This is a genomic window from Kocuria sp. KKT182 (genome assembly GCF_055635395.1).
The window spans coordinates 2,851,580-2,875,149 of the sequence record NZ_CM145757.1 but is presented as its reverse complement, the minus strand read 5'-3'; the positions used below and the strand labels follow the sequence as shown (position 1 = coordinate 2,875,149).

Genomic DNA, 23,570 nt, shown 5'->3' with positions numbered 1-23,570 from the left:
ACCATTCCTGCTGTGACGCCGCTGCGGTCCGGGCGGGACAGCATGACAAGGCGGGGATCAGCGGGCGCCGATGCACGGCTGGCGTGCTGGTGTGGAGAACTCCGGAGGAGCAGTCGAGGATGAGATGTCGGTCGGTACGCACTTCCGCACCCTGGCCCGTGCCGCGCTTCTGGAAACGATTCCCTGCGGCGGAGGCCCAGGTCGTGGAAGGCCCTCTCTTCGGTGTCCAGGAGCCAGCGGGCAGCACGCCTGCACGCCGGACTCCTCGGCCGGTCTCCGGGGGTGCCTGCAGCGCCGTGGCGCTGAGCCACAACGTCTCTACGACCATCCCACCCAACCGTGCTTTGCACGGCGAAGTGCTCCCCGCCGTATGGGCTCTGGGCCGGGGAACTCGCAATGCCCCTCATTCAAAGGAGAACACCAGATGACTCCATCGACTGTGCGTACTGTCGTTGAAGTGTCCGGGCTGCACTGGGCCACCTCTGAGCCCGTCGTCGAGAAGACGCTGCTGCAACGGCCAGGGGTCGTGTCGGTGGAGGCCAATGCGGTGTCCCAAACGGCCACGGTGACCTACGACCCGGATCGGACTTCTGTCGCTGAGATCACCGGCTGGGTGCAGGAGTGCGGGTACCACTGCCGCGGCGCGGCGGTGCCCGAGCACATCTGCGCGCCGATGAGCACGGACTCATCCGGAACCGGGGCACCCGTCCACCCCCACCACGCCGGGTCCGCCGGCACCACCGCAGCTGCGGTGAGGACGGCGGCGGAGGCGGGAGGCCGTGCTGGGCATGCGGGTCGTCAGGAGCATGGGCAGGAACCGGCCGGGGAACACGGCGGACACCTCGGCGACGGTCGGCGTGCCGCGCCGGCTCCGGGTGAGGTGATGGGCCATGGCGGGCACGGTGGGCACATGATGTCGATGGACGAGATGGTCCGCGACATGCGCAACCGGTTCCTGGTCGCGGCACTGCTCTCCATCGGGGTCACACTGTGGTCCCCGATGGGTCGGGACATGTTCGGCTTCGACGTCCCGGCCCCGTTGGGGCTGCGCGACGATGTGTTCGCGCTGCTGCTGTCGTTGCCGGTGATCTTCTACTCGGCCTGGATCTTCTTCGACGGCGCCTTCCGGGCCCTGCGGGCCCGGACCTTGGACATGATGGTGCTGGTGGCCATCGGGGTGGGGTCGGGGTGGCTGTACAGCCTCTATGTCACTCTCACCGGTGGTGGGGAGGTGTTCTACGAGGCGGCGACGGTCCTGGCGTCCTTCGTGCTGCTGGGCCACTGGTTGGAGATGCGGGCCCGGGGCGGGGCCAGTGAGGCGATCCGCACCCTGCTGGAGCTGGCGCCCCCGGCGGCGGTGGTGATCCGGGGGACCGAGACCGTGGAGGTGCCCACCGCCCAGGTCCAGGTCGGGGACCTGTTGCTGATCCGGCCCGGTGCCAAGGTCCCGGTGGACGGGGTGGTGGAGGAGGGCCAGTCGGAGATCGACGAGTCGATGGTCACCGGAGAGAGCCTGCCGGTGTCGAAGTCGGTCGGCTCCGAGGTGATCGGCGCCTCGATCAACACCACCGGCACTGTGCGGGTCCGGGCCACCAAGGTCGGTGCGGACACCGCGTTGGCGCAGATCGTCGCGCTGGTGCAGGAGGCGCAGAACTCCAAGGCCCCCGGGCAGCGCTTGGCCGACCGGGCCGCGTTCTGGCTGGTGTTCGTGGCCTTGGTGGGCGGCACCGCCACGTTCGCGATATGGCTGGCGCTGGGCGCTGCGGTGCCGACCGCGTTGCTGTTCGCCATCACCGTGGTGGTGATCACCTGCCCGGATGCGCTGGGACTGGCCACACCTACGGCGATCATGGTGGGCACCGGTTTGGGGGCCAAGCGGGGGGTGCTGTTCAAGAACGCCACCGCCCTGGAGACCGCCGCCCACATCGACACGGTGGTGATGGACAAGACCGGGACCCTCACCAAGGGCGAACCCGAGGTCACCGACGTCGTCGTGGAGGGCATCGACGAGCTGGAGCTGCTGGGCCTGGTGGCGGCGGTCGAGCGGGAGTCCGAGCACCCGCTGGCGACCGCGGTCGTGCGCCACGCCCTCCAGCGCGGCGCCCCGTTGTACACGGCCTCGGACTTCACCAACGTGCCCGGGCACGGGGCCGGGGCCGCGGTCCAGGGGCACCGGTTGCTGGTGGGCAACCGCAAGCTCATGGCCGACCGCGGGATCGAGCTGGGTTCCCTGGCGGGGGTGCGCGACGAGCTGGCCTCGACCGGGAGGACGGCGGTGCTGGTGGCGGTGGACGGGAGGGCGGCGGCCGTGATCGCCCTGGCCGACGCCGCCCGGGACACCGCGGCGGCGGCGGTGAGCGCCCTGCACGAGGCCGGCATCGAGGTGGTGATGCTCTCCGGTGACAACGAGGCCACCGCCCGGCGCATCGCCGGGCAGCTGGGCATCGACACGGTTATCGCCGAGGTCCTGCCCGAGGACAAGTCCCGCAAGATCGCCGAGCTCCAGGGCAGCCGGAAGAAGGTCGCGATGGTCGGTGACGGGGTCAACGACGCCCCGGCCCTGGCCCAGGCGGACCTAGGCGTGGCCATCGGGGCCGGCACCGATGTGGCCATCGAGACCGCCGATGTGGTGCTGATGCGCTCGGATCCGCTGGATGTGCCGATCGCCCTGCGGATCGGGGGCGGGACCGTGCGGAAAATGCGGCAGAACCTGTTCTGGGCCGTCGGTTACAACGTCATCGCCTTGCCCATTGCCGCCGGCGTGTTCGTGCCGTTCGGTGTCGTGCTCAGCCCGGAGATGGCGGCGATCTCGATGTCGGGCTCCAGCTTCATCGTCGCGGTGAACGCTTTGCTGCTGAAGCGGCTGCGGTTGCCGGAACCCCCGCAGCCGAGCCCTGCGGCTCGCACGGAACCGGCGCTGACACCTGTGGGAGACCGGTAACCCCGGCTCCCCGGTACGACCCGATCCTGACCCGTTCTCGCCGAAGAAGAGGAAGAGCCCGATGACCACTCCCGAAACCACGGCACCCGCCCTCGTGGGCCCACAGCCGTTGAGCGAGACCGAACTGTCCCGGCTGGATGCGTGGTGGCGGGCGGCGAACTACCTGTCGGTGGGGCAGATCTACCTCCTAGACAACCCGCTGCTGCGGGAGCCGTTGTCCGTGGAGCACCTCAAGCCCCGCCTGCTGGGGCACTGGGGGACCACCCCGGGGCTGAACCTGATCTACGCGCACCTGAACCGGGTGATCAAGGCCCGGGAGTTGGAGGCGATGTATGTGACCGGACCCGGCCACGGGGGCCCGGGGCTGGTGGCCTGCGCGTATCTGGAGGGGACCTACAGCGAGGTCTACCCGGGGATCGGCCGGGACACCGAGGGGTTGCGGCGCCTGTTCCGGCAGTTCTCCTTCCCCGGGGGGATCCCCAGCCACGTGGCCCCGGAGACCCCCGGGTCCATCCACGAAGGCGGGGAGCTGGGGTATTCGTTGATGCACGCCTATGGGGCGGCCTTCGACAACCCGGGCCTGCTGGTGGCCTGCGTCATCGGGGACGGGGAAGCCGAGACCGGGCCGCTGGCGGCCAGTTGGCACTCCAACAAGTTCCTGGACCCCGTCCACGACGGAGCCGTGCTGCCGATCCTGCACCTGAACGGCTACAAGATCGCCAACCCGACCGTGCTGGCCCGGATTCCCGAGCAGGACCTGATGAGCCTGTTGCGCGGATACGGGCACGAACCGTATCTGGTCAGCGGGAGCGACCCGGCCCAGGTGCACCAACGGTTCGCGGCCGTGCTGGAGGAGGTGCTCGAGGACATCCGTCGCATCCAGAGTCAGGCCCGGGAGGGCACCGCCCCGGAGTTCCCGCGGTGGCCGGTGATCGTGCTGCGCACCCCTAAGGGGTGGACCGGGCCCGCGGAGGTGGACGGGGTGCCTACCGAGAACACCTGGCGTTCCCACCAGGTGCCCCTGTCCGGTCTGCGGGACAATCCCCAGCATCTGCGCCAGCTGGAGCAGTGGTTGCGCTCCTACCGCCCCGAGGAGCTCTTCGACGCCGCCGGGGCGCTGGTCCCCGAGCTGGCCCAGCTGGCCCCGGAGGGCACCCGCCGGATGAGCGCGAACCCGGTGACCAACGGTGGCGCCGTGCTGGAACCCTTGCGGTTGCCCGATGTCCGCGACTACGCCGTGCCCGTGGAGTCCCCCGGAGCCACGGTTCACGAGGCCACCCGGGTGCTGGGCACCTGGGTGCGCGACGTGATCCGGGACAATCCGCGCACCTTCCGGCTGATGGGCCCCGACGAGACGGCCAGCAACCGGCTCAGCGCGGTCTTCGAGGTCACCGACCGGGTGTGGGAGGCGCAGATGCTGCCCACCGACGAGGGCCTGGGCCGCTCCGGGAGGGTGATGGAGGTGCTCTCCGAGCACCTGTGCCAGGGCTGGCTGGAGGGATACCTGCTCACCGGCCGGCACGGGCTGTTCTCCTGCTACGAGGCGTTCATCCACATCGTGGACTCCATGGTGAACCAGCACGCCAAGTGGTTGAAGGTCGCCGGGGAGATCCCCTGGCGCCGACCGATCGCCTCGCTGAACTACCTGCTGACCTCTCACGTGTGGCGTCAGGACCACAACGGGTTCTCCCACCAGGACCCCGGCTTCATCGACCACCTGGTCAACAAGAAAGCCGAGATCGTGCGCGTCTACCTGCCCCCGGACGCCAACACGCTGCTGTCGGTGGCCGAGCACTGCCTGCGCAGCCGCGACTACATCAATCTCATCGTCGCCGGCAAGCAACCCGCCCTGTCCTACCTGTCCATGGAGGAGGCGGCATTGCACTGCCGCCGCGGTGTGGGCATCTGGGAATGGGCCGGCAACGAACCCGCGACCGCTCCCGATGCCGCCTCACCGGCCCACTCCGGGACACGCGGTGGGCCGGTGCTGCCCGATGTGGTGCTGGCCTGCGCCGGGGACGTGCCGGCCCTGGAGACCCTCGCGGCCGTGGACCTGTTGCGCCAGCACCTGCCGCAGCTGGTGGTGCGCGTGGTCAACGTGGTGGATCTGATGCGCCTGCAACCAGCCAGCCAGCACCCGCACGGGCTGCCGGAGGCGGAGTTCGACGCGATCTTCACCACCAGCCGTCCGGTGATCTTCGCCTACCACGGCTACCCGTCGCTGATCCACCGGCTGACCTACCGCCGGACCAACCACGGCAACTTCCATGTGCGCGGCTTCCAGGAGGAGGGCACGACGACCACCCCCTTCGACGTGGTCATGCTCAACGACCTCGACCGGTTCCACCTGGTCATCGACGTCATCGACCGGGTGCCCGGTCTGGCCGAGGCCGCCGCCCCGTTGCGGCAGCGCATGGTCGAGGAACGGGTACGGGCCCGGGCCTACACCCGGGCCCATGGGGAGGACGACCCGAAGATCAGCGGTTGGCGCTGGCCCTCCGCCCCCACCAGCAGCGCCCCGCGCGGACAGGGGTGCTGCTGATGTACCTGGAACACCTGCTTCCGGGCCCGGCCCGCACGGATGAGGGGTATCGTGCGGTCGTCTTCGACATGGACGGGGTCCTCACGGACACCGCCGGGATGCACGCCCGGGGGTGGAAAGCCGTTTTCGACGAGGTCCTCCCCGAGCTGGGCGGCACTGGGCAGGCGCCCTTCGACGCGCAGACGGACTACCGGGCCTACCTGGACGGGCGCCCCCGACCCGAGGGGGTGCGCACCTTCTTGGCCTCCCGCGGGATCAGTGTGCCCGAGGGCGGGCCCGGTGACGGTGCGCAGCTGCTCACCGTCCACGGGCTGGCCGCCCGCAAGCAGGAGCTTTTCGCCGCGGAGCTGACCCGGCAGGGGGTGCGGGCGTTCCCCGACGCCCTGGTGCTGTTGGGCGCGCTGGTGGCCCGGGGGGTGCCCACGGCCCTGGTGACCTCCAGCAGCAACAGTGCCGCGGTGCTGGCGGCGGCCGGGGTGGGGCACCTGTTCACCGTGCGCGTGGACGGCACCGACGCGCAGCGGCTGGGGATGCCGGGCAAACCGGACCCGGCCGTCTTCCTGGAAGCGGCACGCCGCCTGGAGGTCCCACCGGCCCAGGCCGTGGTGATCGAAGACTCCACCGCCGGGGTCGCAGCAGCCACCGCCGGAGGATTCGGCCAGGTCATAGGGGTCGACCGCACCGGGGCCGCCCACGAGCTGGCGGCAGCTGGTGCCCATCTCGTGGTGGAGGACCTTCGGGCGGTGCCGCTGGTACCCCTGAGCGAGGACGCCGCGCCGGTGGAGCACCGAGGGTCGTGGTGCGGTGGGGCGGTCACCGCCACGACCGACGGGTGGCGGCTGGTCTATGACCGGTTCGACCCGACGCAGGAAGGCACCCGCGAAGCCCTGTGCACCCTGGGCAACGGGTACTGGGCCACCCGCGGGGCGGTGCCGGGCAGCACCGCCGACGGGACCCATTACCCCGGGACCTATTTCGCCGGTATCTACAACCGCCGCACCACCGATCTGGCCGGGCACCCGTTCGAGACAGAGCACCTGGTCAACGCCCCCGACTGGACGTACCTGAGCGTGCGCCCGGCGCAGGGGCCCCTGCTGCACCCGGGGTGCCCGGAGATGATCGCTCACCACCAGCTCCTGGATCTGCGCCACGGGGTGCTGACCCGCACCAACCGCTACCGTGACGCGACCGGGCGCACCACCCGGGTCACCTCCCGGCAGCTGCACAGCCTGGCCGACCCGCACCTGGCCGCCCTGGAGGTCACCGTGGAGGCCGAGGACTGGTCCGGGGAGCTGATCGTCGAATCCGCCGTCAACGCCGCGGTGTCCAACCGCAACGTGATCGCTGATCGTCAGTTGGCCGGCGAACACTGGGCTCCGGTGGAGTCCCGGGAGTTGGATGCGGAAACGGTGCTCTACGTAGCGGCCACGACCCAGTCCGGCATCACCGTGGCCACCGCCGCCCGCACCCGGGTCGCCCCCGGCTCCGCTCAGACCGGCCGGCGCCTGGTTCCCGGCCACAGGCTGGGGCACGAGATCACCTTGGTGCTGCGTCCCGGGCAGCCGGTGACCCTGGAGAAGACCGCGGCGGTGGCGACCTCCCGGGACCGGGCAATCTCCACCCCCGCCCTGGACGTGACCTCGAAGATCGGTGAGACCCCCGGGTTCGCTCTGTTGCTGGGGGACCAGGAGAAGGCCTGGGCGGAGCTGTGGGACCGCTTCGGCATCAGCCTGGAGGCCGGCCCCGCCCAGGAGCTGGCGCTGAACCTGCACATCTTCCATGTGCTGCAAACGGCCGCGGCAGCGGGCCTGGACCTGGACGCCGGACTGCCCGCCCGCGGCCTGCACGGGGAGGGATATCGCGGCCACATCTTCTGGGACGAGATCTTCGTCTACCCCATGCTCACCCTGCGCCGGCCGGAGCTGACCCGGTCCTTCCTGCGCTACCGTCATCGACGCCTCGGGGCGGCCCGGACTGCGGCCCGGGAAGCAGGACTGGCAGGGGCGCTGTTCCCGTGGCAGTCCGGCAGCGACGGGCGGGAGGAGACGCCGAGAACGCTGTTCAACGTCCGCAACGGGCAGTGGATGCCCGACAACTCCCACCGTCAACGCCACGTCGGGCTGGCCGTGGCCTACAGCGTGTGGCAGTACTACCAGGCCACCGCCGACATCGGCTTCCTCACCGACTACGGCGCGGAGCTGATCATCGAGGTGGCCCGGCTGTTCAGCAGCCTGGCCGTCCACGACCCTGTCGAGGACCGCTTCGACATCACCGCGGTGATGGGCCCGGACGAGTACCACGACGGCTACCCCCACGCCCCCGGCCAGGGAGTGCGCAACAACACCTACACCAACGTCCTGGCCGCCTGGGTCCTGGCCCGCGCCGGAGAAACCGTCGAGCTGCTGGCCGGCCACGACTGCGACCCGCTGTGGCGCCGGTTGCACCTGGCCCACGAGGAGACCGCGCGCTGGGACCGGATCAGCCGACGGCTGCGCGTGCCCTGGCACGCGGACGGCATCATCAGCCAGTTCGAGGGCTACGAGGACCTGGAGGAGTTCGACTGGCAGGCCTACCGCGCCCGCTACGGCAACATCGGCCGGCTGGATCTCATCCTCCAGGCCGAGGGTGACTCCACCAACCGCTACAAGCTCTCCAAACAGGCCGACGTGCTGATGCTCTTCTACCTGTTCTCCGCCGAGGAACTGCGCGGACTTTTCGCCCGCCTGGGCTACGCCCTGCCCCCGGACCTCATTCCCCGCACGGTCCACTACTACCTGGCCCGCACCAGCCACGGCTCCACCCTCAGCCGGCTGGCCCATGGCTGGGTGCTGGCCCGCACCGATCGGGCCCGGTCCTGGACCCTGTTCGACCACGCCCTGCGGGCCGACCTCGACGACACCCAGGGCGGGACCACCCGCGAAGGGATCCACCTCGGGGCGATGGCCGGAACCGCCGACATGGTGATGCGCTGCTACGGGGGCGTGGAGACCCGGGCCGAGGCCCTGTGGTTGCACCCGGTGCTGCCCGAGGAGATGGCCGCGGCCTCTTTCCAGCTCCGGTACCGGGGCCAGCCGATCAGCGTCAGCCTCACCCGGCACACCATGGCGATGCGCCTTCATCCCTGCTCGGCCGCACCCATCCGGGTGTGTGCCGAGGGCCTGGAGAGAACCCTGAGCCCCGGCCAGGTCTGGAAGGTGCCGCTCACCGCGGTGGGCCCCCCGCCCCCCAGCGCGCAAGGCCGCGCTGCCTCCACCGTGGGGAGCTGAGGCCATGACCGACCACCACGCCGAGCGGTTCCGTCAGATCACCGAGGTCCTGGCTCGTCACGGACTGGGCTTCGGGATCGGGGCGGCCGGGCTGCACCGGTGGCTGCCGGTGGAGCACGGGCTGCTGGGCCACGAACAGCGCGAGGAGCCCTACACCAATCCCGAGCACCTGCGTCTGGCCCTGGAGCAACTGGGACCGGTGTTCGTCAAGTTCGGGCAGGTGCTCTCGACCCGGGCGGATCTGCTGCCCGAACCGTACCGGGAGCAGCTGTCCCGGTTGCAGGACTCCGCCCCACCGGTGCCCGGGCCGGTCATCACGGAGCTGATCGCGGGCGAGCTCGGCCACGCCCCTTCGGAGGTGTTCGCCGCCTTCGAGGAGACCCCTCTGGCCAGTGCGTCGCTGGGACAGGCCCATGCGGCCCGCCTGGCCGACGGCACCGAGGTGGTGGTCAAGGTGCGTCGGCCCGAGGTCGCCGCCCAGGTCCAAGAAGACCTGGAGATCCTGCAGAACATGGCCGCACGGGCCAGCCGCTATTGGGAGGCCGCCGCCGACTACGACGTGACCGGCATCGCCGAGGAGTTCGCCACCACGCTGCGGGCGGAACTGGACTACCTCGCCGAAGGGCGCAACGCCGAACGTTTCGCGGCGAACTTCGCCGGCAACGACGACATCCGCATCCCCCGGGTCTTCTGGGAGACCACCACCTCCCGGGTGCTGACCCTGGAGCGGATGCACGGGCTGAAGATCAGTGACCTGGCCGGGCTCGAGGCCGCCGGGATCGACCGGGCAGCCCTGGCGAGCCGGGCGGCCGGTGCGGTGGCCCAGATGGTGTTCCGGGACGGCTTCTTCCACGCCGACCCGCATCCGGGCAACCTCTTCGTGGAACCCGGCGGGCGCATCGCCCTGATCGATTTCGGCATGGTCGGGGACATCGACGAGCACCTGCGGGCACGTCTCGGGGCCCTGTTGCTGGCCCTGGTGCGCCAGAACCCGCGGCGGATCGCCACCGCCCTGGCCCAGCTGACCACCTCCCGGCACCCGGTGAACATCCCCGCCCTGGCCGGGGACCTGGCCCCTGTCGTGGCCCTCTACTCGGGGCGCCCCTTGGGCGAGATCCCGATCGGGGGCCTCATCAAGGAAGTTCACGCGGTCCTGCGCCGCCATCATCTGCAGTTGCCGCGGGAGTTCTCCTTGTTGCTGAAGATGCTGTTGATGGCCGAGGGTGTGGGGACGATGCTGGACCCCCAGTTCCAGCTCGGTGAGGTCCTGCGGCCCTACGCCCACGGTCTGCTGCTGGAGCGCTACTCCCCCTCCGCCATCGCCGGACGCCTGTCCCAGGCAGGGACCGATGTCCTGGATCTCACCGCTGAGCTGCCCGAGCAGCTGCGCCGCGTCCAGGCCATGCTCGAGGCCGGGGGCCCCGAGTTGCACCTGCGCACCGCAGAACTGGACCCTCTCGTGGACCGCCTGGAATCGGCAGGCCACCGGTTGGGGCTGGCGATCCTGGCGGCCGCGTTCGTGCGTGGCCTCGGTGATCTGGCCGCCTCCGACCCGGTGCGGCGCCGGTCCTGGCAGCTGCCGGTGCTCAGCACGGGCCTGGGCGCGACCGGTTCCCTGGGCGCCTATCTGGCGTGGTCGGCGCACCGGCAACGACGACGCCGGCCCTGAGCACTGGCCAGCACCGATCCACACCACCGACCGCCGGTAGTCCCTGTTAGGAAAGGAACGAAAATGACCCAGAAGATCCGGGTGGGCGTCAACGGCTACGGGGTGATCGGCAAACGCGTCGCCGATGCGGTCACCGCCCAACACGACATGGAACTGGTCGGGATCAGCGACGTGGTCTCCGACTACCGCATCGCCACCGCGGTCTCCCGCGGCATCCCCGTCCACGCCTCCACCGCCGCAGGGGCAGCGGCGATGCGCTCGGCGCAGTTGCCCGTGGCAGGAGAGCTGCACCAGCTGCTCGGGGCCGTGGACGTGATCGTGGACTGCACCCCGGCCAGGAGCGGGGCCACCAACCTCGAGCACTACCGCGCCCACGGGGTCAGAGCCGTCTTCCAGGGCGGGGAGAAGCACGCCCTCACCGGCCACTCCTTCGTCGCCCACGCCAACTACGCCACCGCCCTGGGCCGGGACACCACCCGGGTGGTCTCCTGCAACACCACCGCCACGGTCCGCACCCTGACCGCGCTGCAGGGCGCGGGACTGCTGGCCAGGGCGCGCGGGGTGCTCATCCGCCGGGCCACCGACCCGTGGGAGTCCGATCACTCCGGGATCATGAACACCGTCGTCCCGGAAACGGCCATCCCCAGCCACCAAGGGCCCGACGCCCGGACGGTCGTGCCGGACCTCGACGTGGTGACCATGGCCGCGAAGGGCTCCCACACCCAGAACCACCTGCACTACTGGGCCATCGACCTCACCCGCCCCGCCACCCAGCAAGAGGTCCTCGAGGCGCTGGGCGCCATGCCGCGGGTCGCGCTGGTCCGCAGCGGCGAGGGGATCGTGGCGCCCAACAGCACCATCGAGCTGATGCGGGACCTCGGCCGGCCCCGCGGGGACATGTACGAGGTCGCCGTGTGGGCCGACATCCTCACGGTGCAGGGCGACGAGCTGTTCTGCACCTACACCGTCGACAACCAGGCGGTGGTCGTCCCGGAGAACATCGACGCGATCCGGGCCCTGGCCGGCACCGTCACGGACGGGGCCGAATCCATGAGCCGCACCGACGCCGCCCTGGGGGTGCGCGCGGACTTCCTCGCGCCCGCCCCGCACCCGGGCCGGCCCCACCCCGCGGCGGGGGCACGGTCGTGAACGCCGCGGAGACCTTCCGCGTCGTGGTCGGGGTGGACGGATCGCCCGAGTCCCTGAGGGCTCTGGAGTGGGCGGTCACCGAGGCCCGGTTGCGCCAGGGCCAGGTCCATGTGGTGACTGCCTGGCAGCATCCGTCCATGGTGGCCGGCGACGACGAGCCGGACTGGGACCTGACCAGGTACGAAGCCAGGGCCCGGTTCCTCCAGGACGACGCGATGCGCAGCGTGCACGCCGAGCAGGAGGACATCACTGGCGAGGTGGTCCAGGGCCAGGCCGCCGCGGTGCTGGTGGAGGCTTCCGCCGAGGCCGATCTGCTGGTCGTGGGATCCCACGGCTACGGCGGCTTCACCGGCCTGCTGCTGGGCTCGGTCTCCAACCAGGTCCTCCACCACGCCCGCTGCCCCGTGCTCGTCGTCAGACCCCGTCACCCGGGCCGGCTGTAGAGCCGGGTCCGGCCCAGGTGGTTTCCGCAGCTGCGGATCCGGGGGTGGGAGGCCTCTCAGGTTCTCGTCGAGCAATCAGGCCGATCCCGGCTCTTCGCAGATGAGCGGGGTCGGGAGGTTCTCTGCCGGAGCGGTGGGGGCCGTGTCGAGCTGAGTGGGTAGGCGTCGAGGCCTTCAGGATGAAGGCGTCTACTCCGCATCCTTCGAAGGCCTCGACTGTGACCCAGCCTATCGGCGGGCACGCCTGTTGCGTGTCCGCGTGCACTCTCTTCGACCAGCCCGACATGCACGTGCGTGCCGCCGAACTCACCGACCGTGGGTGGGCACTGAGCGTGGAAACGCGCGGCCGCGAGGCCGCCTGCCCCGACTGCGGGGTCATCGCTGCCCGGGCCAAGGACCGGGACCGTGTGCTGCTGCACGACCTGCCCGCTCACGGGGTGCCGGTGCGCCTGGTGTGGAGCAAGCGCCGCTGGCGTTGCCAGGAGCCGGCCTGCGCCCGGACCAGCTTCACCGAGCCCCACCCGGTCGCCGCCCCTCGGGCCAGGCTCACTACCCGGGCCGTGGCCTGGTGCGCCGACCAGATCGCCTCCCACGACATCACCGTCTCTGCTCTGGCCGGGATGCTCGGAGTCGCCTGGCACACCGTGTGGAACGCGGTGGCCCCAATGATCCGGGCCAGGATCGCCGACCCGGCCCGCCTCGAAGGAGTGCGGCGCCTGGGCGTGGATGAGCACATCTGGACCCACGTCGGGCTGCCGGGACGACGGGCGGTGACCGGGATCATCGATCACACCCCAGACGAGGACGGGCGCCCCCGGGCGCGGCTGCTGGACCTGGTCCCGGGCCGCTCGGGTGCCGCTTACCAGGGTTGGCTGGCGCGGCAGTCGCCGGCCTTCCGGGACGGGGTCACCACCGCGACCCTGGACCCGTTCCGCGGCTACGCCAACGCGATCCGTGACCAGCTGCCCGCGACTCAGGTCGTCCTGGACGCCTTCCACATCGTCAAGCTCGGCACTCAGATGGTCGATGAGGTCCGCCGGCGGGTGCAGCAGAACACGACTGGGCACCGAGGCAGGGCTGGTGATCCGCTGTACCGCATCCGACGGGCGCTGACCTGCGGGGTGGAGCACCTCACCGAACGCCAGGCCGCCCGCCTCGAGGCCGGCCTGGCCGCTGGCGACCCGCACGACGAGGTCCTGGTGGCCTGGCAGTGCTATCAGAAGCTGCGCGCCGTCTACCACCAGCCCACCTCGACCACCGGCCGGGCCCTGGCGGTGGAGGTCATCGACAGCCTGCACACCTGCCCCATCCCCGAGGTCGCCCGCCTCGGGAGGACCCTGCGACGCTGGAGGGAAGAGATCCTGGCCTACTTCCACACCAATGGCGCCTCGAACGGCCCCACGGAGGCCGTCAACGGGGTCATCGAGACCATGCGCCGCGTCGCCCGAGGCTTCCGAAACCCAGAGAACTATCGGCTCAGAGCCCTCATGGCAGCCGGAGGACACCGACCCTGGAGAACCCCCTGACCCCGCTCATCTGCGAAGAGCCCCGATCCCTGAAGGATTCAGTGACTCAGACGGGGTGGTGCTCAGTGCTGCCGCGCAGCATCGAGAAGAGCACGTCGCAGCGTCAGCCGGCCACGGAGGATCACGCACTGTTCCCGTAACTGAGAGGAATGCTCCCCTGGGGTGTGGCACACCCGCTGCGCCCTGTGGCCAGAAAGGGCCTGGCTCCCCTTTCCGGTCAGTGACCGGAGGTGTGGCCGGGGCCGTGGGAGGGGACCGGGGAGTCCTCGCCGCCCGGGACGCCGCCTGGTGCGCTGCCGCTGATCAGCGGGCCGATGACGAAGGCCGAGAGCGAGTAGAGGCCCGCGAAGACGACCAGACCGACGGCCGGCGCCCACCAGGTGTCGAACCTGCGGCGCAGGCGCAGCAGGAGGGGGACCGAGGCGGCAAGGCCCAGAACACCGAACACGAGGGTCCCGCCGGACCCGGCAATCAGCGCCGTCCCGGCGAGCACTCCCACGTGGTGCAGCACGTGCGGGAGCAGCCCCAGGGCCACGCCGATCCCGCCGATGGCGGAGTTCCACAGCGCGCGCAGGCGCCTCGGCCGGACCGCCGCAGCCTCTCCGGGGGTGCCCGCCTGATCGCTGACCCGGTGGTGGGAGAGATGCTCGTCCATCGCCGTCGCGCCCTTCCCTGCAACCGGTGTGCCGTCCGGGCCGAGTCTAGTCACGGGCGGTCCATGGGCAGGAGCCCGGTGAGCCACGGGGGCCGGTGGCTACCTGGGCAGGCGTCGAGGGCGTGACGGGTCATGGTCCCGGGCGAACCCTGCCTGGGACCGTCACCAGCGCCAGGGAGACCAGCACGATCACCGCCCCCACCGCGCTCCACACGGTGGGCCGTTCCCCAGGCAGCACCGCCGAGACCGCCATGGCGATCACGGGCACCAGCAGGGTCCACGCGCTGAGCAGGTCCAGGCGTGCCACCTGGGTCTGGCGGAACCAGGCGAGGAAGGCGGCTGCGGTCCCGATCAGCGACAGGAACCCCAGTGCCAGCACGAACCGAGGGGTCCAGGCGATGGCCGGGGCGCCCTCGACCGCGGCGGCCAACGCCACCAGCAGAAGACCGCCGATCACAAAGTGCCAGCCGATGGCGACCACCAGATCCGTTCCGGACAGCCTCCGTGACATCAGCGTTCCGGCGGTGACGGCCACCGCTGAGAGCAGCGACAGCCACGCCCCCTGCCCGCCACCACTAGCCACCCCCACCAGCACCAACCCGGCGAACCCGACCACCACAGAGGCCGCGGAACGCACGGAAACGGCCTCACCGTAGAACCACCAGGCCGGCAGCAGGATCAGTAACGGCTGCGCGTTCGACAGCACCGCTGCCGCCCCCGTGGCCAGTCCTGCGGTCCCGGCGAACATCGCGGCGAAGGCCACGGTCACGTTCACCACCGCCATCGCCGTCAGCAGACCCCAGGACGGCCCCCGCGGCCGCAGGGGCCGTCGCTGCGCGGCGGCGACGAGCAACAACGCGGCCCCGGCGATCAGAGCACGTAGTGCCGCGAACCACAGCACCGGCGCGTCCTGCAAACCCCATCGGATGGCCACGAAACACAGGCCCCAGGCCGTCGTCACCCACAGCATGGTCCCCACCCGGGGCGCCCCTCGGTCCGGGGCTACCCTTGTGCTGCTCAGGAGCGGGCCGTCTGCCGGCGGAACCGGGGGAGAAACCCCGGCACCCGGCGGGCATAGTCCTGGTAGGCGGTGCCGAACTGGCGGACCAGGATCTGCTCCTCCTTGCGCGCCAGGCGCCAGTAGACCACCACCAGCACCGGGAACATCAGCAGGGTCAGCACCGTGGGCCACTGCAGCAGAAAGCCCACCATGACAGCCAAGAACCCTACGTACTGCGGGTGGCGGAGACGCGCATACGGGCCGGTGCTCGCCAGACGCCCTTCGTGCTGGGCCGCATAGAGCACCCGCCAGGCACGGTAGAGCAGGTACAGCCCCGCCCCGATCACGAGGTTGCTGAGCAGGTGCAGAGGATTCAGATGCGGATCCCCTTCCCATCCGAACAGCTCCTGCCACAGGTGCCCCGATCCATGATCCAGGGACTGCAGACCGGGCACCTTCTCGCCCAGCCAGCCCGAGAGCAAGAAGATCGTCAGCGGAATGCCGTACATCTCGGTGAACAGCGCGACGATAAACGCCGAAAACCCGCCCAGGGCGCGCCAGTCCAGCCTGGTCTTGGGCTGGATGAAACTGAATGCGAAGGCGATGAACACCAAGGAATTCAGGATCACCAGCCACCACAGACCGTACCCGTACTCACCGGACATCGCCGGCTCCTCTCTCCTGGAGGTCACCTCCGTGGCCACCATGGCCGCCGTGACCGCCGTGACCGAACAGGTGCATCACCAACATGGCGGCCACGAACACATACGGCAGGGCATCGGCCACGTGCAGCCAGTGAGCGGTGAGCAAATAAATCACGATGGCAAGGACCACCACCAGGATGCCGAGACGAACCGGGGAGCCCGGGCGGGAACGGCCACGGGTGGGTGATGGGTGCGGACTGTCGCTCATTGGACTTCCTGCCTGGTCGCAATCTCAAGAGCCTGCCGGTCCACCACCGGTGCAGTGAGTACTGAGGAACCCACGGGGCCGGCTGGCTCACCTGTGTCGTTACAACAGCGCTTCGGTGGTCTTGCCTCCGTCGGTGGTGCGCAGGACGGCCGAATCGGCCACCAGCAGTGCCTCCACCGTCCCCTCCTCGCTGATGCTCGCTCCCAGGGCGGTGATCTCCCCGATCGCCTTCTCGCTGGTGTCCCAGGTGTCCCCGGCGTCAGCGCTGGTAAGCAGGCGCCCGTCGATGCCGGCGCCGACGATGGTCTTCTCATCGGCCCAAGCCACAATCGACATCAGTTGCGGGGTGTCCAGGGTGTCCCAGGTGGTCCCGTCGTCGCTGGAGCGCAGCACGCCGTTCTCGGTGGTGGCCAGGACCGTGCCCGTGCCCGGGGCGATCGCCAGGGACGCCGGGGCGGAGGGGATCTCAAGGGTGTCCCAGGTGCGGCCGTCGGTGCTGGCGCGCAGCTGTCCGTCGAAGCCGATGACCGCGTTCGGGCTGGCGGTCAGGGCGTGGAAGTCCGACTCCCCGCCTCGGGAGAGCACCTCCCAGGTCTCACCGCCGTCGGTGGATTCGATCAGCCCGACCGGCTCGGGCAGGTCGGTCCCCATCCCGGGGTGGCCCGAGGCCAGGTAGCGGCCCTCGGTGAGGGTGAAACCCATCAGGTCCACGACCGGACCCACCTGGGTCAACTGCCGGCTCTCCAACCGGAACAGGCCCTCATGGGTGGCCAACAGAATCACCCCGGTGGCTGCGTCGCGGGTGATGGCGTGGACGTGGGTGATCGCCGTTCCAGCGCTGTTGGTGCTGGAGGAAGCAGTCGGAGCCGTGGAGTTCGCCTGCGGCGAGCACGCCACCAGGGCCCCGGAGCCCAGCAGGCTGAACCCGCCCAGGAGAAGGGATCTGCGGGTCAAGGAGTTCATGGGTCCTTTCCGCCTCGCAACCACATCACGAGGACCACCCACCATTCTCGACCGGCTGGAGAGAGGCTCTGCGCCGTTTTCCTTGAAGGTTTGGCGAAGATTGCCGCAGGAAGGGCCTCTGAGCCGGATCGGCATACAGGTCAGGGACACACTGGAGGCATGAATTCTGGCTCCGATGCCGGCACCCGCCCGGAGCGCGTGCTGGTGGTCGACGACGAGAAACCCCTGGCGCAGATGGTCGCCACCTACCTGGCCCGCGCCGGCTATGCGGTGGACCTGGCGCACACCGGCCCCGACGCCCTGGAAGCCGCCCGTGACCGGAGCCCGGACGTGGTGGTGCTAGACCTGGGGCTGCCGGGGATGGACGGCATCGAGGTGTGCCGCAGGATCCGGGGCTTCTCCGAGTGCTACGTATTGATGCTCACGGCCCGCGGGGACGAGGAGGACAAGCTGGCCGGGTTGGCGGCCGGGGCCGACGACTACATCACGAAGCCCTTCAGCGTCCGAGAGGTCGTCGCCCGGGTGGCCGCGGTGCTGCGCCGGCCCCGCACCACGGTCGCCCCGGTCGAGCCGGCCCGGGAGTTCGGGGATCTGGTGGTGGATCTGCCCGCCCACCAGGCACGGGTGGACGGGCGGCCGGTGGGCCTGACCCGCACCGAGTTCGACCTGCTGGCGGCCCTGTCGGCCCGCCCGCACCAGGCGCTCACCCGCCGCCAGCTCATCGACACCGTCTGGGATCCATCCTGGGTCGGGGACGAGCGCATCGTGGACGTGCACATTGGACACCTGCGCCGGAAGCTCGGAGAGGACCCGATCGGCTTCATCGACACGGTCCGTGGGGTCGGCTACCGGATGGTGACACCGTGAGTCCCCGGCGCGAGCGGAGCCTGGCTACCCGGTTCTTCACCGTCCAGGTGCTGGTGGTCGCAGCCTCCCTGGCGGCGGCAGTCGTGGTGGCCTCCCTGATGGGCCCGGCGATCTTCCACAATCATTTGATCATGGCCGGGCATTCGGAGAACTCCCCGGAGTTGCTGCACGTGGAGCAGGCCTACCGCGACACCAACCTCATCACCGTGGCCGTGGCCCTGGCCACAGCCCTGATCTGCGCCCTGGTCGCCAGCCTCTGGTTATCCCGTCGCATCCAGGGCTCTCTCGGGAAGCTGACCGAAGCCGCCAAAGGCATGTCCCGCGGCCGCTACGACACCCGGGTACCGGCCATGGGTGCCGGAGCGGAGGTGGACGGGGTGGCCACCGCGTTCAACATCATGGCGGCTCGTCTGCAAAGTACCGAAGGCACCCGCCGGCGGATGCTCTCGGACCTGGCCCATGAGATGCGCACCCCGATCTCGGTGCTCACCGTGTACTGCGAAGGTCTCCAGGACGGGGTCACCACTTGGGACGAAACCACCAGCGAGATCATGACCGACCAGCTGGGACGCCTCACCCGGCTGGTCGAGGACATCACCGATGTCTCCCGCGCCGAGGAGGGGCGCATCGACCTGGACCGCGCAGAACAGCCCGTGCTCGAACTCCTGCACACCGCCGCCGAGGCCCACCGGGAGTCCTACGCGGCCAAGGGCGTGGCCCTCGACGTGGACGTCGACGATGAGACCGGGGTCCTGGAGGTGGACCGGCAGCGGATGGGGCAGGTGCTGGGCAATCTACTCACCAACGCCCTGCGCCACACCCCAGCGGGTGGGACGGTCACCGTCAGTGCCACCCGCCAGATGTCCGGCCAAGTGGTCCTCTGCATCAGCGACACCGGTGAGGGCATCAGTGCCGAGCAACTGCCCCAGGTGTTCGAGCGCTTCTGGCGCGGGGACACCGCCCGGGACCGAGACCACGGCGGCTCGGGGATCGGGCTGGCCATCTCCAAAGCACTGGTCGAAGCCCACGGCGGCACCCTGACCGCCGCCTCCCCCGGCCCCGGACACGGCGCGGTGTTCACCATCCAGTTGCCGCCCCCCCAACTGGCCGATCTGCCTCCCGCTCGGGAGGCTCACTGACATCCTTGCACTATACCCCCCCAGGGTATATACCTGAGAGGCGAGGGGCGTTCCCCGTTCCCTCACGATCCGAAGGAGCCCACCATGACCAGCTCGCCCCGCCGCCCCCTGCCGATGGCCGCCACCGGTTGCGCCTGCTGCGCTCCCTCCTCTGTCCCTGAGGAAGCGGGGACTGCCGTCGAGGCGCAGTCGCCGTCCTCGGACGGCACCGCCACGACCTACCAGGTGGAGGGCATGACCTGCGGCCACTGCGCCGGCCGGGTCACCGAGGCCCTCACGGCGTTGGAGGGGGTCCTTGACGTGCAGATCGACCTCGTAGCCGGCGAGGCTTCGGCCGTTACCGTGACCAGCACCACCCCTGTCGCAGAGGAATCCGTGCGCGCCGCAGTGGCGCGTGCCGGATATGCGGTCACCTCTTCCTGAGCGTGCCGGGACCGGATCCCCCACGGCCCGACCCGGCTCCCGGTCTCCAGGCCCTGCCTGGGGCCACCACCACCCAACCACCCCACGTAAGGACATCCCCATGAACCGAGCCTCTTCCCTCACCGCCGTGGCCCTCGCCTCTGCCCTGGCCCTGGCCGGCTGCGGCACCGGAGGCGAACAGAACACTGACGCGGCCTCCGAGACCACCAGCTCCACAGCTGCCGCCACCGGGGCCGGTAGCCCCTCGAGCACCCCGTCGGGCGCTACCTCAGGGGAGCCGATCGCTGAAGAGCACAACGACGACGACGTGATGTTCGCCCAGATGATGATCCCCCACCACCAGCAGGCCGTGGACATGAGCGAGACACTGCTGGCCAAGGACGACATCCCCGCCGATGTCCAGGACTTCGCCCAGAAGGTCATCGATGCCCAGGGCCCGGAGATCGAGCGCATGAACCAGATGCTGCAGACCTGGGAAGCGCCGATGTCCGGCGAGGACTCCACGTCCATGGACCACGGGGCCGGCGGGATGATGAGCGAGGAGGACATGGGCATGCTCACCGACGCGCAGGGGACGGACGCGGCCCGGCTGTACCTGGAGCAGATGACCGTCCACCACGAAGGCGCGGTCGAGATGGCCCAGGAGCAGATCGAGCAGGGACAGAACCCCCAGGCCGTCGAGCTCGCCCGCCAGGTGGTCGAGGACCAGGAGGCGGAGATCACCGAGATGGAGCAGATGCTCCAGGAGCTGCCGGACGGTTCCTGACTGCCCCGGTGACCGGCGTCGCCGCCCACGGGCGGCGCTCTGCAGGAAGCAGCGAACCGATCGATGAAGGAGGACCGCGATGATGTGGGGCGACGGCATGGGAGGAGGCACGGGCTGGATGTGGATCTTCTGGCTCCTGCTGATCCTGGGCACGGTGGTGCTGATCTTCGTGCTCGTGAAGGCGTTCACCGGGAACTCGGGCGGCGGGACCCGGCAGGGCGGGAGCGCCCCGCCGCCGACGGGCGCGGGTCCGCGCCGGTCCCGGGAGATCCTCGAGGAGCGCTACGCCCGCGGGGAGATCAGCACCGAGGAGTACCGGGAGCGGCTGCGGACCCTGGAGGAGGGCGAGCGGTGAGCCCGCTGACCCGCCGGCAGCTGCTGGCCCTGGGTGCGGCCGGGGCCGGCGCCGCGGCCGTGGGCGGGGCCGGGCTGTGGTGGACCGGCGGCGGTGGCGAGGCCCTCGGCGGCGGCCGGGACCTGGTCCAGCCCGAGGTGCTGACCGGCCGGGACGGTGTCCTGGACGTGGCCCTGGAGGCCGCCCCCGCCCGGGTGCGGATCGGGGCGCGCACCGCGCACGTGCAGGCGTTCAACGGCTCCCTGCCGGGGCCCACCCTGCGGGTCCGCCCCCGGGACACGATCCGGGTGGCGATGACCAACGGCCTGGAGGTCCCCACGAACCTGCACGTGCACGGGCTGCACGTCTCCCCGGAGGACAACGGGGACAACCCCTTCGTCAGCATCGCCCCCGGGGGGTCCTTCGACTACGAGTTCGTCCTCCCGGACGACCACCCGCCCGGCACCTACTGGTACCACCCGCACCGGCACGGGCACGTGGCCGACCAGCTCGCGGCGGGTCTCTACGGGGCCATCGTCGTCGAGGACCCCGACCCCGTGCCCGTGGCCCGGGAACGGGTGCTGGTGGTCTCGGACCTCACCCTCGACGACTCCGGGAACCTGGCCGAGGTCTCCCCGCCGCAGCGGATGATGGGCCGGGAGGGCGAGACCGTGCTGGTCAACGGCCAGGTCCGGCCCCGGGCCGGCGCCGCGCCCGGGGAGCGGGAGCTGTGGCGGGTCGTCAACGCCTGCCCGGCCCGGTACCTGCGCCTGACCCTCGACGGCCAGACGCTGCGGCTGCTCGGCCGCGACGTCGGCCGCCTCCCCGAGCCCGTCGAGCTCACCGAGGTGACCCTGGCCCCGGGCAACCGGGTGGAGCTGCTCGTGGACACCCGCGAGGGCGCCTCCACCCTGACCGCCGCCCCCGTGGACCGCGGCAGCATGGACGGCATGATGGGCGGGGCGATGCCGGGCGACGGCCCCGGCACCGACGAGCCGATCGAGCTGCTCACCCTCGAGGTCACCGGGGACCGGGCCGCGGACGCCGGCCCCGTCCCCCCGGGTCCGGTGCTGCGGGACCTGCGCGAGGAGCCGGTCGCGGCCCGGCGCACCCTGGACTTCGCCATGGGCATGGGCATGGGCGGGATGATGGGCGGCATGCGCGGCCCCGGGCAGATGATGTCCTTCACGATCGACGGGCGGCCGTTCGACGCCGAGCGCACCGACCAGCGGGTCCGGGTGGGCACCGTGGAGGAGTGGACCCTCACCAACTCCAGCCCCATGGACCACCCGATGCACCTGCACGTGTGGCCCATGCAGGTCGTGACCGAGGCGGGCCGCGAGGTCGCCGCACCGCGGTGGCTGGACGTGGTCAACGTCCCGGCCTTCGGAGAGGTGACGGTCCGGGTGGCCTTCGACGACTTCGCCGGCCGCACCGTCTACCACTGCCACATCCTCGACCACGAGGACCTCGGCATGATGGGCACCCTCGAGGCCCGCTGAGCACCGTGGGCCGGCCCACCGACCCTGTCCGAACCACCCCACCGCCGGGGGCACTCACCGCCCGGCAGGAAGGACGTGCACCTCCTCATGGACCATGACACGCAGACGCAGCAGAAGCTCTCCCTGACCGGTTCCGTCGCCCTCGGGACGGGGGTGATGATCGGCGCAGGCATCTTCGCCCTCGTGGGGCAGGTCGCCGAACTGGCCGGCGGCTGGGTGCCCTGGGCGTTCCTCGCCGGAGCCGTGGTCGTGGCGTTCAGCTCCTACTCCTACATCCGCTACTCGGCCACCAACCCGTCCTCCGGCGGGATCGCGATGCTGCTCAAGGCCGCCTACGGCCCCGGGGTTCTCGCCGGGTCCTTCTCCCTGTTCATGTACGTGTCGATGATCCTGGCCGAGTCCCTGCTGGGCCGCACCTTCGCCTCCTACCTGCTGCGCCCCTTCGGCCTGCAGGGCTCCGCGGTGTGGGTGCCGGTGCTGGCGGTGGTGGCGATCGTGGCCGCCGCCCTGGTCAACCTGGTGGGCAACCGGTGGGTGGAGCGCTCCGCCACGGTGACCGCGGCGCTCAAGATCGTCGGGATCGCCGTGCTGGCGATCGCCGGCATCCTCGCCGCCGGGGTGTCCTCCCTGGGCCGGCTGTTCAGCGCCGCCGACCGCACCCCGCCGGAGGCGGGATGGCTGGGCTTCCTGGCCGGGACCACCCTGTGCATCCTGGCGTACAAGGGCTTCACCACGATCACCAACCAGGGCGCCGACCTGCAGCAGCCGGAGCGCAACATCGGCCGCTCCATCATGATCTCCCTCGCCCTGTGCACCGTGCTCTACCTGCTGATCACCGTCGCGGTGACCGGCAGCCTGACCGTGCCGCAGATCGTCGAGGCCCGGGACTACGCCCTGGCCGAGGCGGCCGAGCCGATGTTCGGCGCCTGGGGCGTGACGCTGACCGTGGCGATCGCCGTCGTCGCGACCCTGTCGGGGCTGATCGCGAGCCTGTTCTCGGTCTCGAAGCTCTACGACATGCTCCGCGACATGGGCCAGGCCCCCGGGCTGCCGGGTCAGGAGGGCCACCAGTCCCTCTACATCACGGCGGGACTGGCCATCGTCATGGCGGCCTTCTTCGACCTGGGCCAGATCGCCTCCCTCGGCGCCATCCTCTACCTGGCGATGGACATCGCCATCCACCTCGGCATCCTCCGCCACCTCAAGGACGACGTCGGGGCCAAACCGTGGATCCCCTGGGTCGCGATCGCCCTCGACGTCACGGTGCTCGTGCCGTTCGTGCTGCTGAAATCCCAGTCGGACCCGTTCACCCTGGTAATCACCGCCGTGGTGGCCCTGGTCATCGTCGTGGCGCAGTGGTTCACCGTGCGACACCGCTCCGACGAGGACGCGCGGCAGGGCGAGCACGAACAGCACTGAGGACCGGTGAGCCGCCCCGTAACCCGGGGACCGGAAGAACAAGAACCAACGACG

General features: G+C 70.6%; 19 protein-coding genes. 14 read left to right on the top strand and 5 right to left on the bottom strand.

Annotated features, from left to right (window positions below; all coding sequences use genetic code 11):
- The first annotated feature begins 370 nt into the window (after positions 1-370).
- The 7 genes from ACZ2G1_RS13460 to ACZ2G1_RS13430 all read left to right on the top strand — a co-directional run bounded on the left by ACZ2G1_RS13460 (position 371) and on the right by ACZ2G1_RS13430 (position 13,536).
- Positions 371-2,941: a heavy metal translocating P-type ATPase gene (locus ACZ2G1_RS13460; protein ID WP_470376976.1), complete on the top strand. Its 2,571-nt coding sequence runs from the start codon at positions 371-373 to the stop codon at positions 2,939-2,941.
- A gap of 61 nt (positions 2,942-3,002) precedes the next feature.
- A complete protein-coding gene (locus ACZ2G1_RS13455) occupies positions 3,003-5,483 on the top strand; it encodes a phosphoketolase family protein (RefSeq protein ID WP_101851210.1) in 2,481 nt (826 codons plus the stop codon).
- Complete coding sequence (locus ACZ2G1_RS13450) at positions 5,426-8,749, top strand: beta-phosphoglucomutase family hydrolase (RefSeq protein ID WP_470376975.1); 3,324 nt, start codon at positions 5,426-5,428, stop codon at positions 8,747-8,749. Before ACZ2G1_RS13455 ends, ACZ2G1_RS13450 begins: the two co-directional genes overlap by 58 nt.
- Positions 8,750-8,753: 4 nt before the next feature.
- Positions 8,754-10,418, top strand: a complete 1,665-nt coding sequence (locus ACZ2G1_RS13445; RefSeq protein ID WP_470376974.1) for an ABC1 kinase family protein — start codon at positions 8,754-8,756, stop codon at positions 10,416-10,418.
- Positions 10,419-10,481: 63 nt separating this feature from the next.
- Positions 10,482-11,567, top strand: coding sequence for a type II glyceraldehyde-3-phosphate dehydrogenase (locus ACZ2G1_RS13440; RefSeq protein ID WP_101851212.1), 1,086 nt, complete (start codon positions 10,482-10,484; stop codon positions 11,565-11,567).
- Positions 11,564-12,010, top strand: a complete 447-nt coding sequence (locus ACZ2G1_RS13435; RefSeq protein WP_101851213.1) for a universal stress protein — start codon at positions 11,564-11,566, stop codon at positions 12,008-12,010. Before ACZ2G1_RS13440 ends, ACZ2G1_RS13435 begins: the two co-directional genes overlap by 4 nt.
- A gap of 179 nt (positions 12,011-12,189) precedes the next feature.
- Positions 12,190-13,536, top strand: coding sequence for an ISL3 family transposase (locus ACZ2G1_RS13430; RefSeq protein WP_101851214.1), 1,347 nt, complete (start codon positions 12,190-12,192; stop codon positions 13,534-13,536).
- Between the two features lie 217 nt (positions 13,537-13,753).
- On the opposite strand, the gene ACZ2G1_RS13425 is transcribed toward ACZ2G1_RS13430, so the two are convergent.
- From ACZ2G1_RS13425 to ACZ2G1_RS13405, 5 genes are all read right to left on the bottom strand, one after another.
- On the bottom strand, positions 13,754-14,191 hold the full coding sequence (locus tag ACZ2G1_RS13425) for a hypothetical protein (protein WP_219588389.1): 438 nt from the start codon (positions 14,189-14,191) through the stop codon (positions 13,754-13,756).
- A 130-nt stretch (positions 14,192-14,321) separates the two neighbouring features.
- Positions 14,322-15,161, bottom strand: a complete 840-nt coding sequence (locus tag ACZ2G1_RS13420; RefSeq protein ID WP_109244624.1) for a DMT family transporter — start codon at positions 15,159-15,161, stop codon at positions 14,322-14,324.
- Positions 15,162-15,208: 47 nt separating this feature from the next.
- The gene (locus ACZ2G1_RS13415; RefSeq protein WP_101851215.1) at positions 15,209-15,856 is read right to left on the bottom strand and encodes a methyltransferase family protein; all 648 of its coding nucleotides are present in this window, start codon (positions 15,854-15,856) and stop codon (positions 15,209-15,211) included.
- Positions 15,846-16,103: a DUF2933 domain-containing protein gene (locus tag ACZ2G1_RS13410; RefSeq protein ID WP_101851216.1), complete on the bottom strand. Its 258-nt coding sequence runs from the start codon at positions 16,101-16,103 to the stop codon at positions 15,846-15,848. Before ACZ2G1_RS13410 ends, ACZ2G1_RS13415 begins: the two co-directional genes overlap by 11 nt.
- A gap of 99 nt (positions 16,104-16,202) precedes the next feature.
- Complete coding sequence (locus tag ACZ2G1_RS13405; protein ID WP_101851217.1) at positions 16,203-17,066, bottom strand: F510_1955 family glycosylhydrolase; 864 nt, start codon at positions 17,064-17,066, stop codon at positions 16,203-16,205.
- Positions 17,067-17,225: 159 nt separating this feature from the next.
- On the opposite strand from ACZ2G1_RS13405, the gene ACZ2G1_RS13400 reads away from it, so the two are divergent.
- From ACZ2G1_RS13400 to ACZ2G1_RS13370, 7 genes are all read left to right on the top strand, one after another.
- A complete protein-coding gene (locus ACZ2G1_RS13400; protein WP_101851218.1) occupies positions 17,226-17,933 on the top strand; it encodes a response regulator transcription factor in 708 nt (235 codons plus the stop codon).
- The gene (locus ACZ2G1_RS13395) at positions 17,930-19,072 is read left to right on the top strand and encodes a HAMP domain-containing sensor histidine kinase (protein WP_257879612.1); all 1,143 of its coding nucleotides are present in this window, start codon (positions 17,930-17,932) and stop codon (positions 19,070-19,072) included. Before ACZ2G1_RS13400 ends, ACZ2G1_RS13395 begins: the two co-directional genes overlap by 4 nt.
- Positions 19,073-19,156: 84 nt before the next feature.
- The gene (locus tag ACZ2G1_RS13390) at positions 19,157-19,495 is read left to right on the top strand and encodes a heavy-metal-associated domain-containing protein (protein WP_035962930.1); all 339 of its coding nucleotides are present in this window, start codon (positions 19,157-19,159) and stop codon (positions 19,493-19,495) included.
- Between the two features lie 100 nt (positions 19,496-19,595).
- Complete coding sequence (locus ACZ2G1_RS13385; RefSeq protein ID WP_098055597.1) at positions 19,596-20,261, top strand: DUF305 domain-containing protein; 666 nt, start codon at positions 19,596-19,598, stop codon at positions 20,259-20,261.
- A 79-nt stretch (positions 20,262-20,340) separates the two neighbouring features.
- A complete protein-coding gene (locus tag ACZ2G1_RS13380; RefSeq protein WP_101851219.1) occupies positions 20,341-20,616 on the top strand; it encodes an SHOCT domain-containing protein in 276 nt (91 codons plus the stop codon).
- Positions 20,613-22,097 carry a multicopper oxidase family protein gene (locus ACZ2G1_RS13375; RefSeq protein WP_470376973.1) on the top strand — a complete coding sequence of 495 codons (1,485 nt, stop codon included), beginning with the start codon at positions 20,613-20,615 and terminating at the stop codon, positions 22,095-22,097. The genes ACZ2G1_RS13380 and ACZ2G1_RS13375 overlap by 4 nt, the downstream gene beginning before the upstream one ends.
- 87 nt (positions 22,098-22,184) lie before the next feature.
- On the top strand, positions 22,185-23,516 hold the full coding sequence (locus ACZ2G1_RS13370) for an APC family permease (RefSeq protein ID WP_470376972.1): 1,332 nt from the start codon (positions 22,185-22,187) through the stop codon (positions 23,514-23,516).
- The last annotated feature ends 54 nt before the right edge of the window (positions 23,517-23,570 follow it).

Bases quoted from the DNA above. Each gene is read 5' to 3' on its own strand.
- ACZ2G1_RS13380 (WP_101851219.1), top strand. From the start codon at position 20,341: ATGATGTGGGGCGACGGCATGGGAGGAGGCACGGGCTGGATGTGGATC.
- ACZ2G1_RS13390 (WP_035962930.1), top strand. From the start codon at position 19,157: ATGACCAGCTCGCCCCGCCGCCCCCTGCCGATGGCCGCCACCGGTTGC.
- ACZ2G1_RS13385 (WP_098055597.1), top strand. From the start codon at position 19,596: ATGAACCGAGCCTCTTCCCTCACCGCCGTGGCCCTCGCCTCTGCCCTG.
- ACZ2G1_RS13410 (WP_101851216.1), bottom strand. From the start codon at position 16,103: ATGAGCGACAGTCCGCACCCATCACCCACCCGTGGCCGTTCCCGCCCG.
- ACZ2G1_RS13400 (WP_101851218.1), top strand. From the start codon at position 17,226: ATGAATTCTGGCTCCGATGCCGGCACCCGCCCGGAGCGCGTGCTGGTG.
- ACZ2G1_RS13415 (WP_101851215.1), bottom strand. From the start codon at position 15,856: ATGTCCGGTGAGTACGGGTACGGTCTGTGGTGGCTGGTGATCCTGAAT.
- ACZ2G1_RS13445 (WP_470376974.1), top strand. From the start codon at position 8,754: ATGACCGACCACCACGCCGAGCGGTTCCGTCAGATCACCGAGGTCCTG.
- ACZ2G1_RS13370 (WP_470376972.1), top strand. From the start codon at position 22,185: ATGGACCATGACACGCAGACGCAGCAGAAGCTCTCCCTGACCGGTTCC.
- ACZ2G1_RS13430 (WP_101851214.1), top strand. From the start codon at position 12,190: ATGAAGGCGTCTACTCCGCATCCTTCGAAGGCCTCGACTGTGACCCAG.
- ACZ2G1_RS13455 (WP_101851210.1), top strand. From the start codon at position 3,003: ATGACCACTCCCGAAACCACGGCACCCGCCCTCGTGGGCCCACAGCCG.
- ACZ2G1_RS13405 (WP_101851217.1), bottom strand. From the start codon at position 17,066: ATGAACTCCTTGACCCGCAGATCCCTTCTCCTGGGCGGGTTCAGCCTG.
- ACZ2G1_RS13420 (WP_109244624.1), bottom strand. From the start codon at position 15,161: ATGCTGTGGGTGACGACGGCCTGGGGCCTGTGTTTCGTGGCCATCCGA.
- ACZ2G1_RS13440 (WP_101851212.1), top strand. From the start codon at position 10,482: ATGACCCAGAAGATCCGGGTGGGCGTCAACGGCTACGGGGTGATCGGC.
- ACZ2G1_RS13425 (WP_219588389.1), bottom strand. From the start codon at position 14,191: ATGGACGAGCATCTCTCCCACCACCGGGTCAGCGATCAGGCGGGCACC.
- ACZ2G1_RS13460 (WP_470376976.1), top strand. From the start codon at position 371: ATGGGCTCTGGGCCGGGGAACTCGCAATGCCCCTCATTCAAAGGAGAA.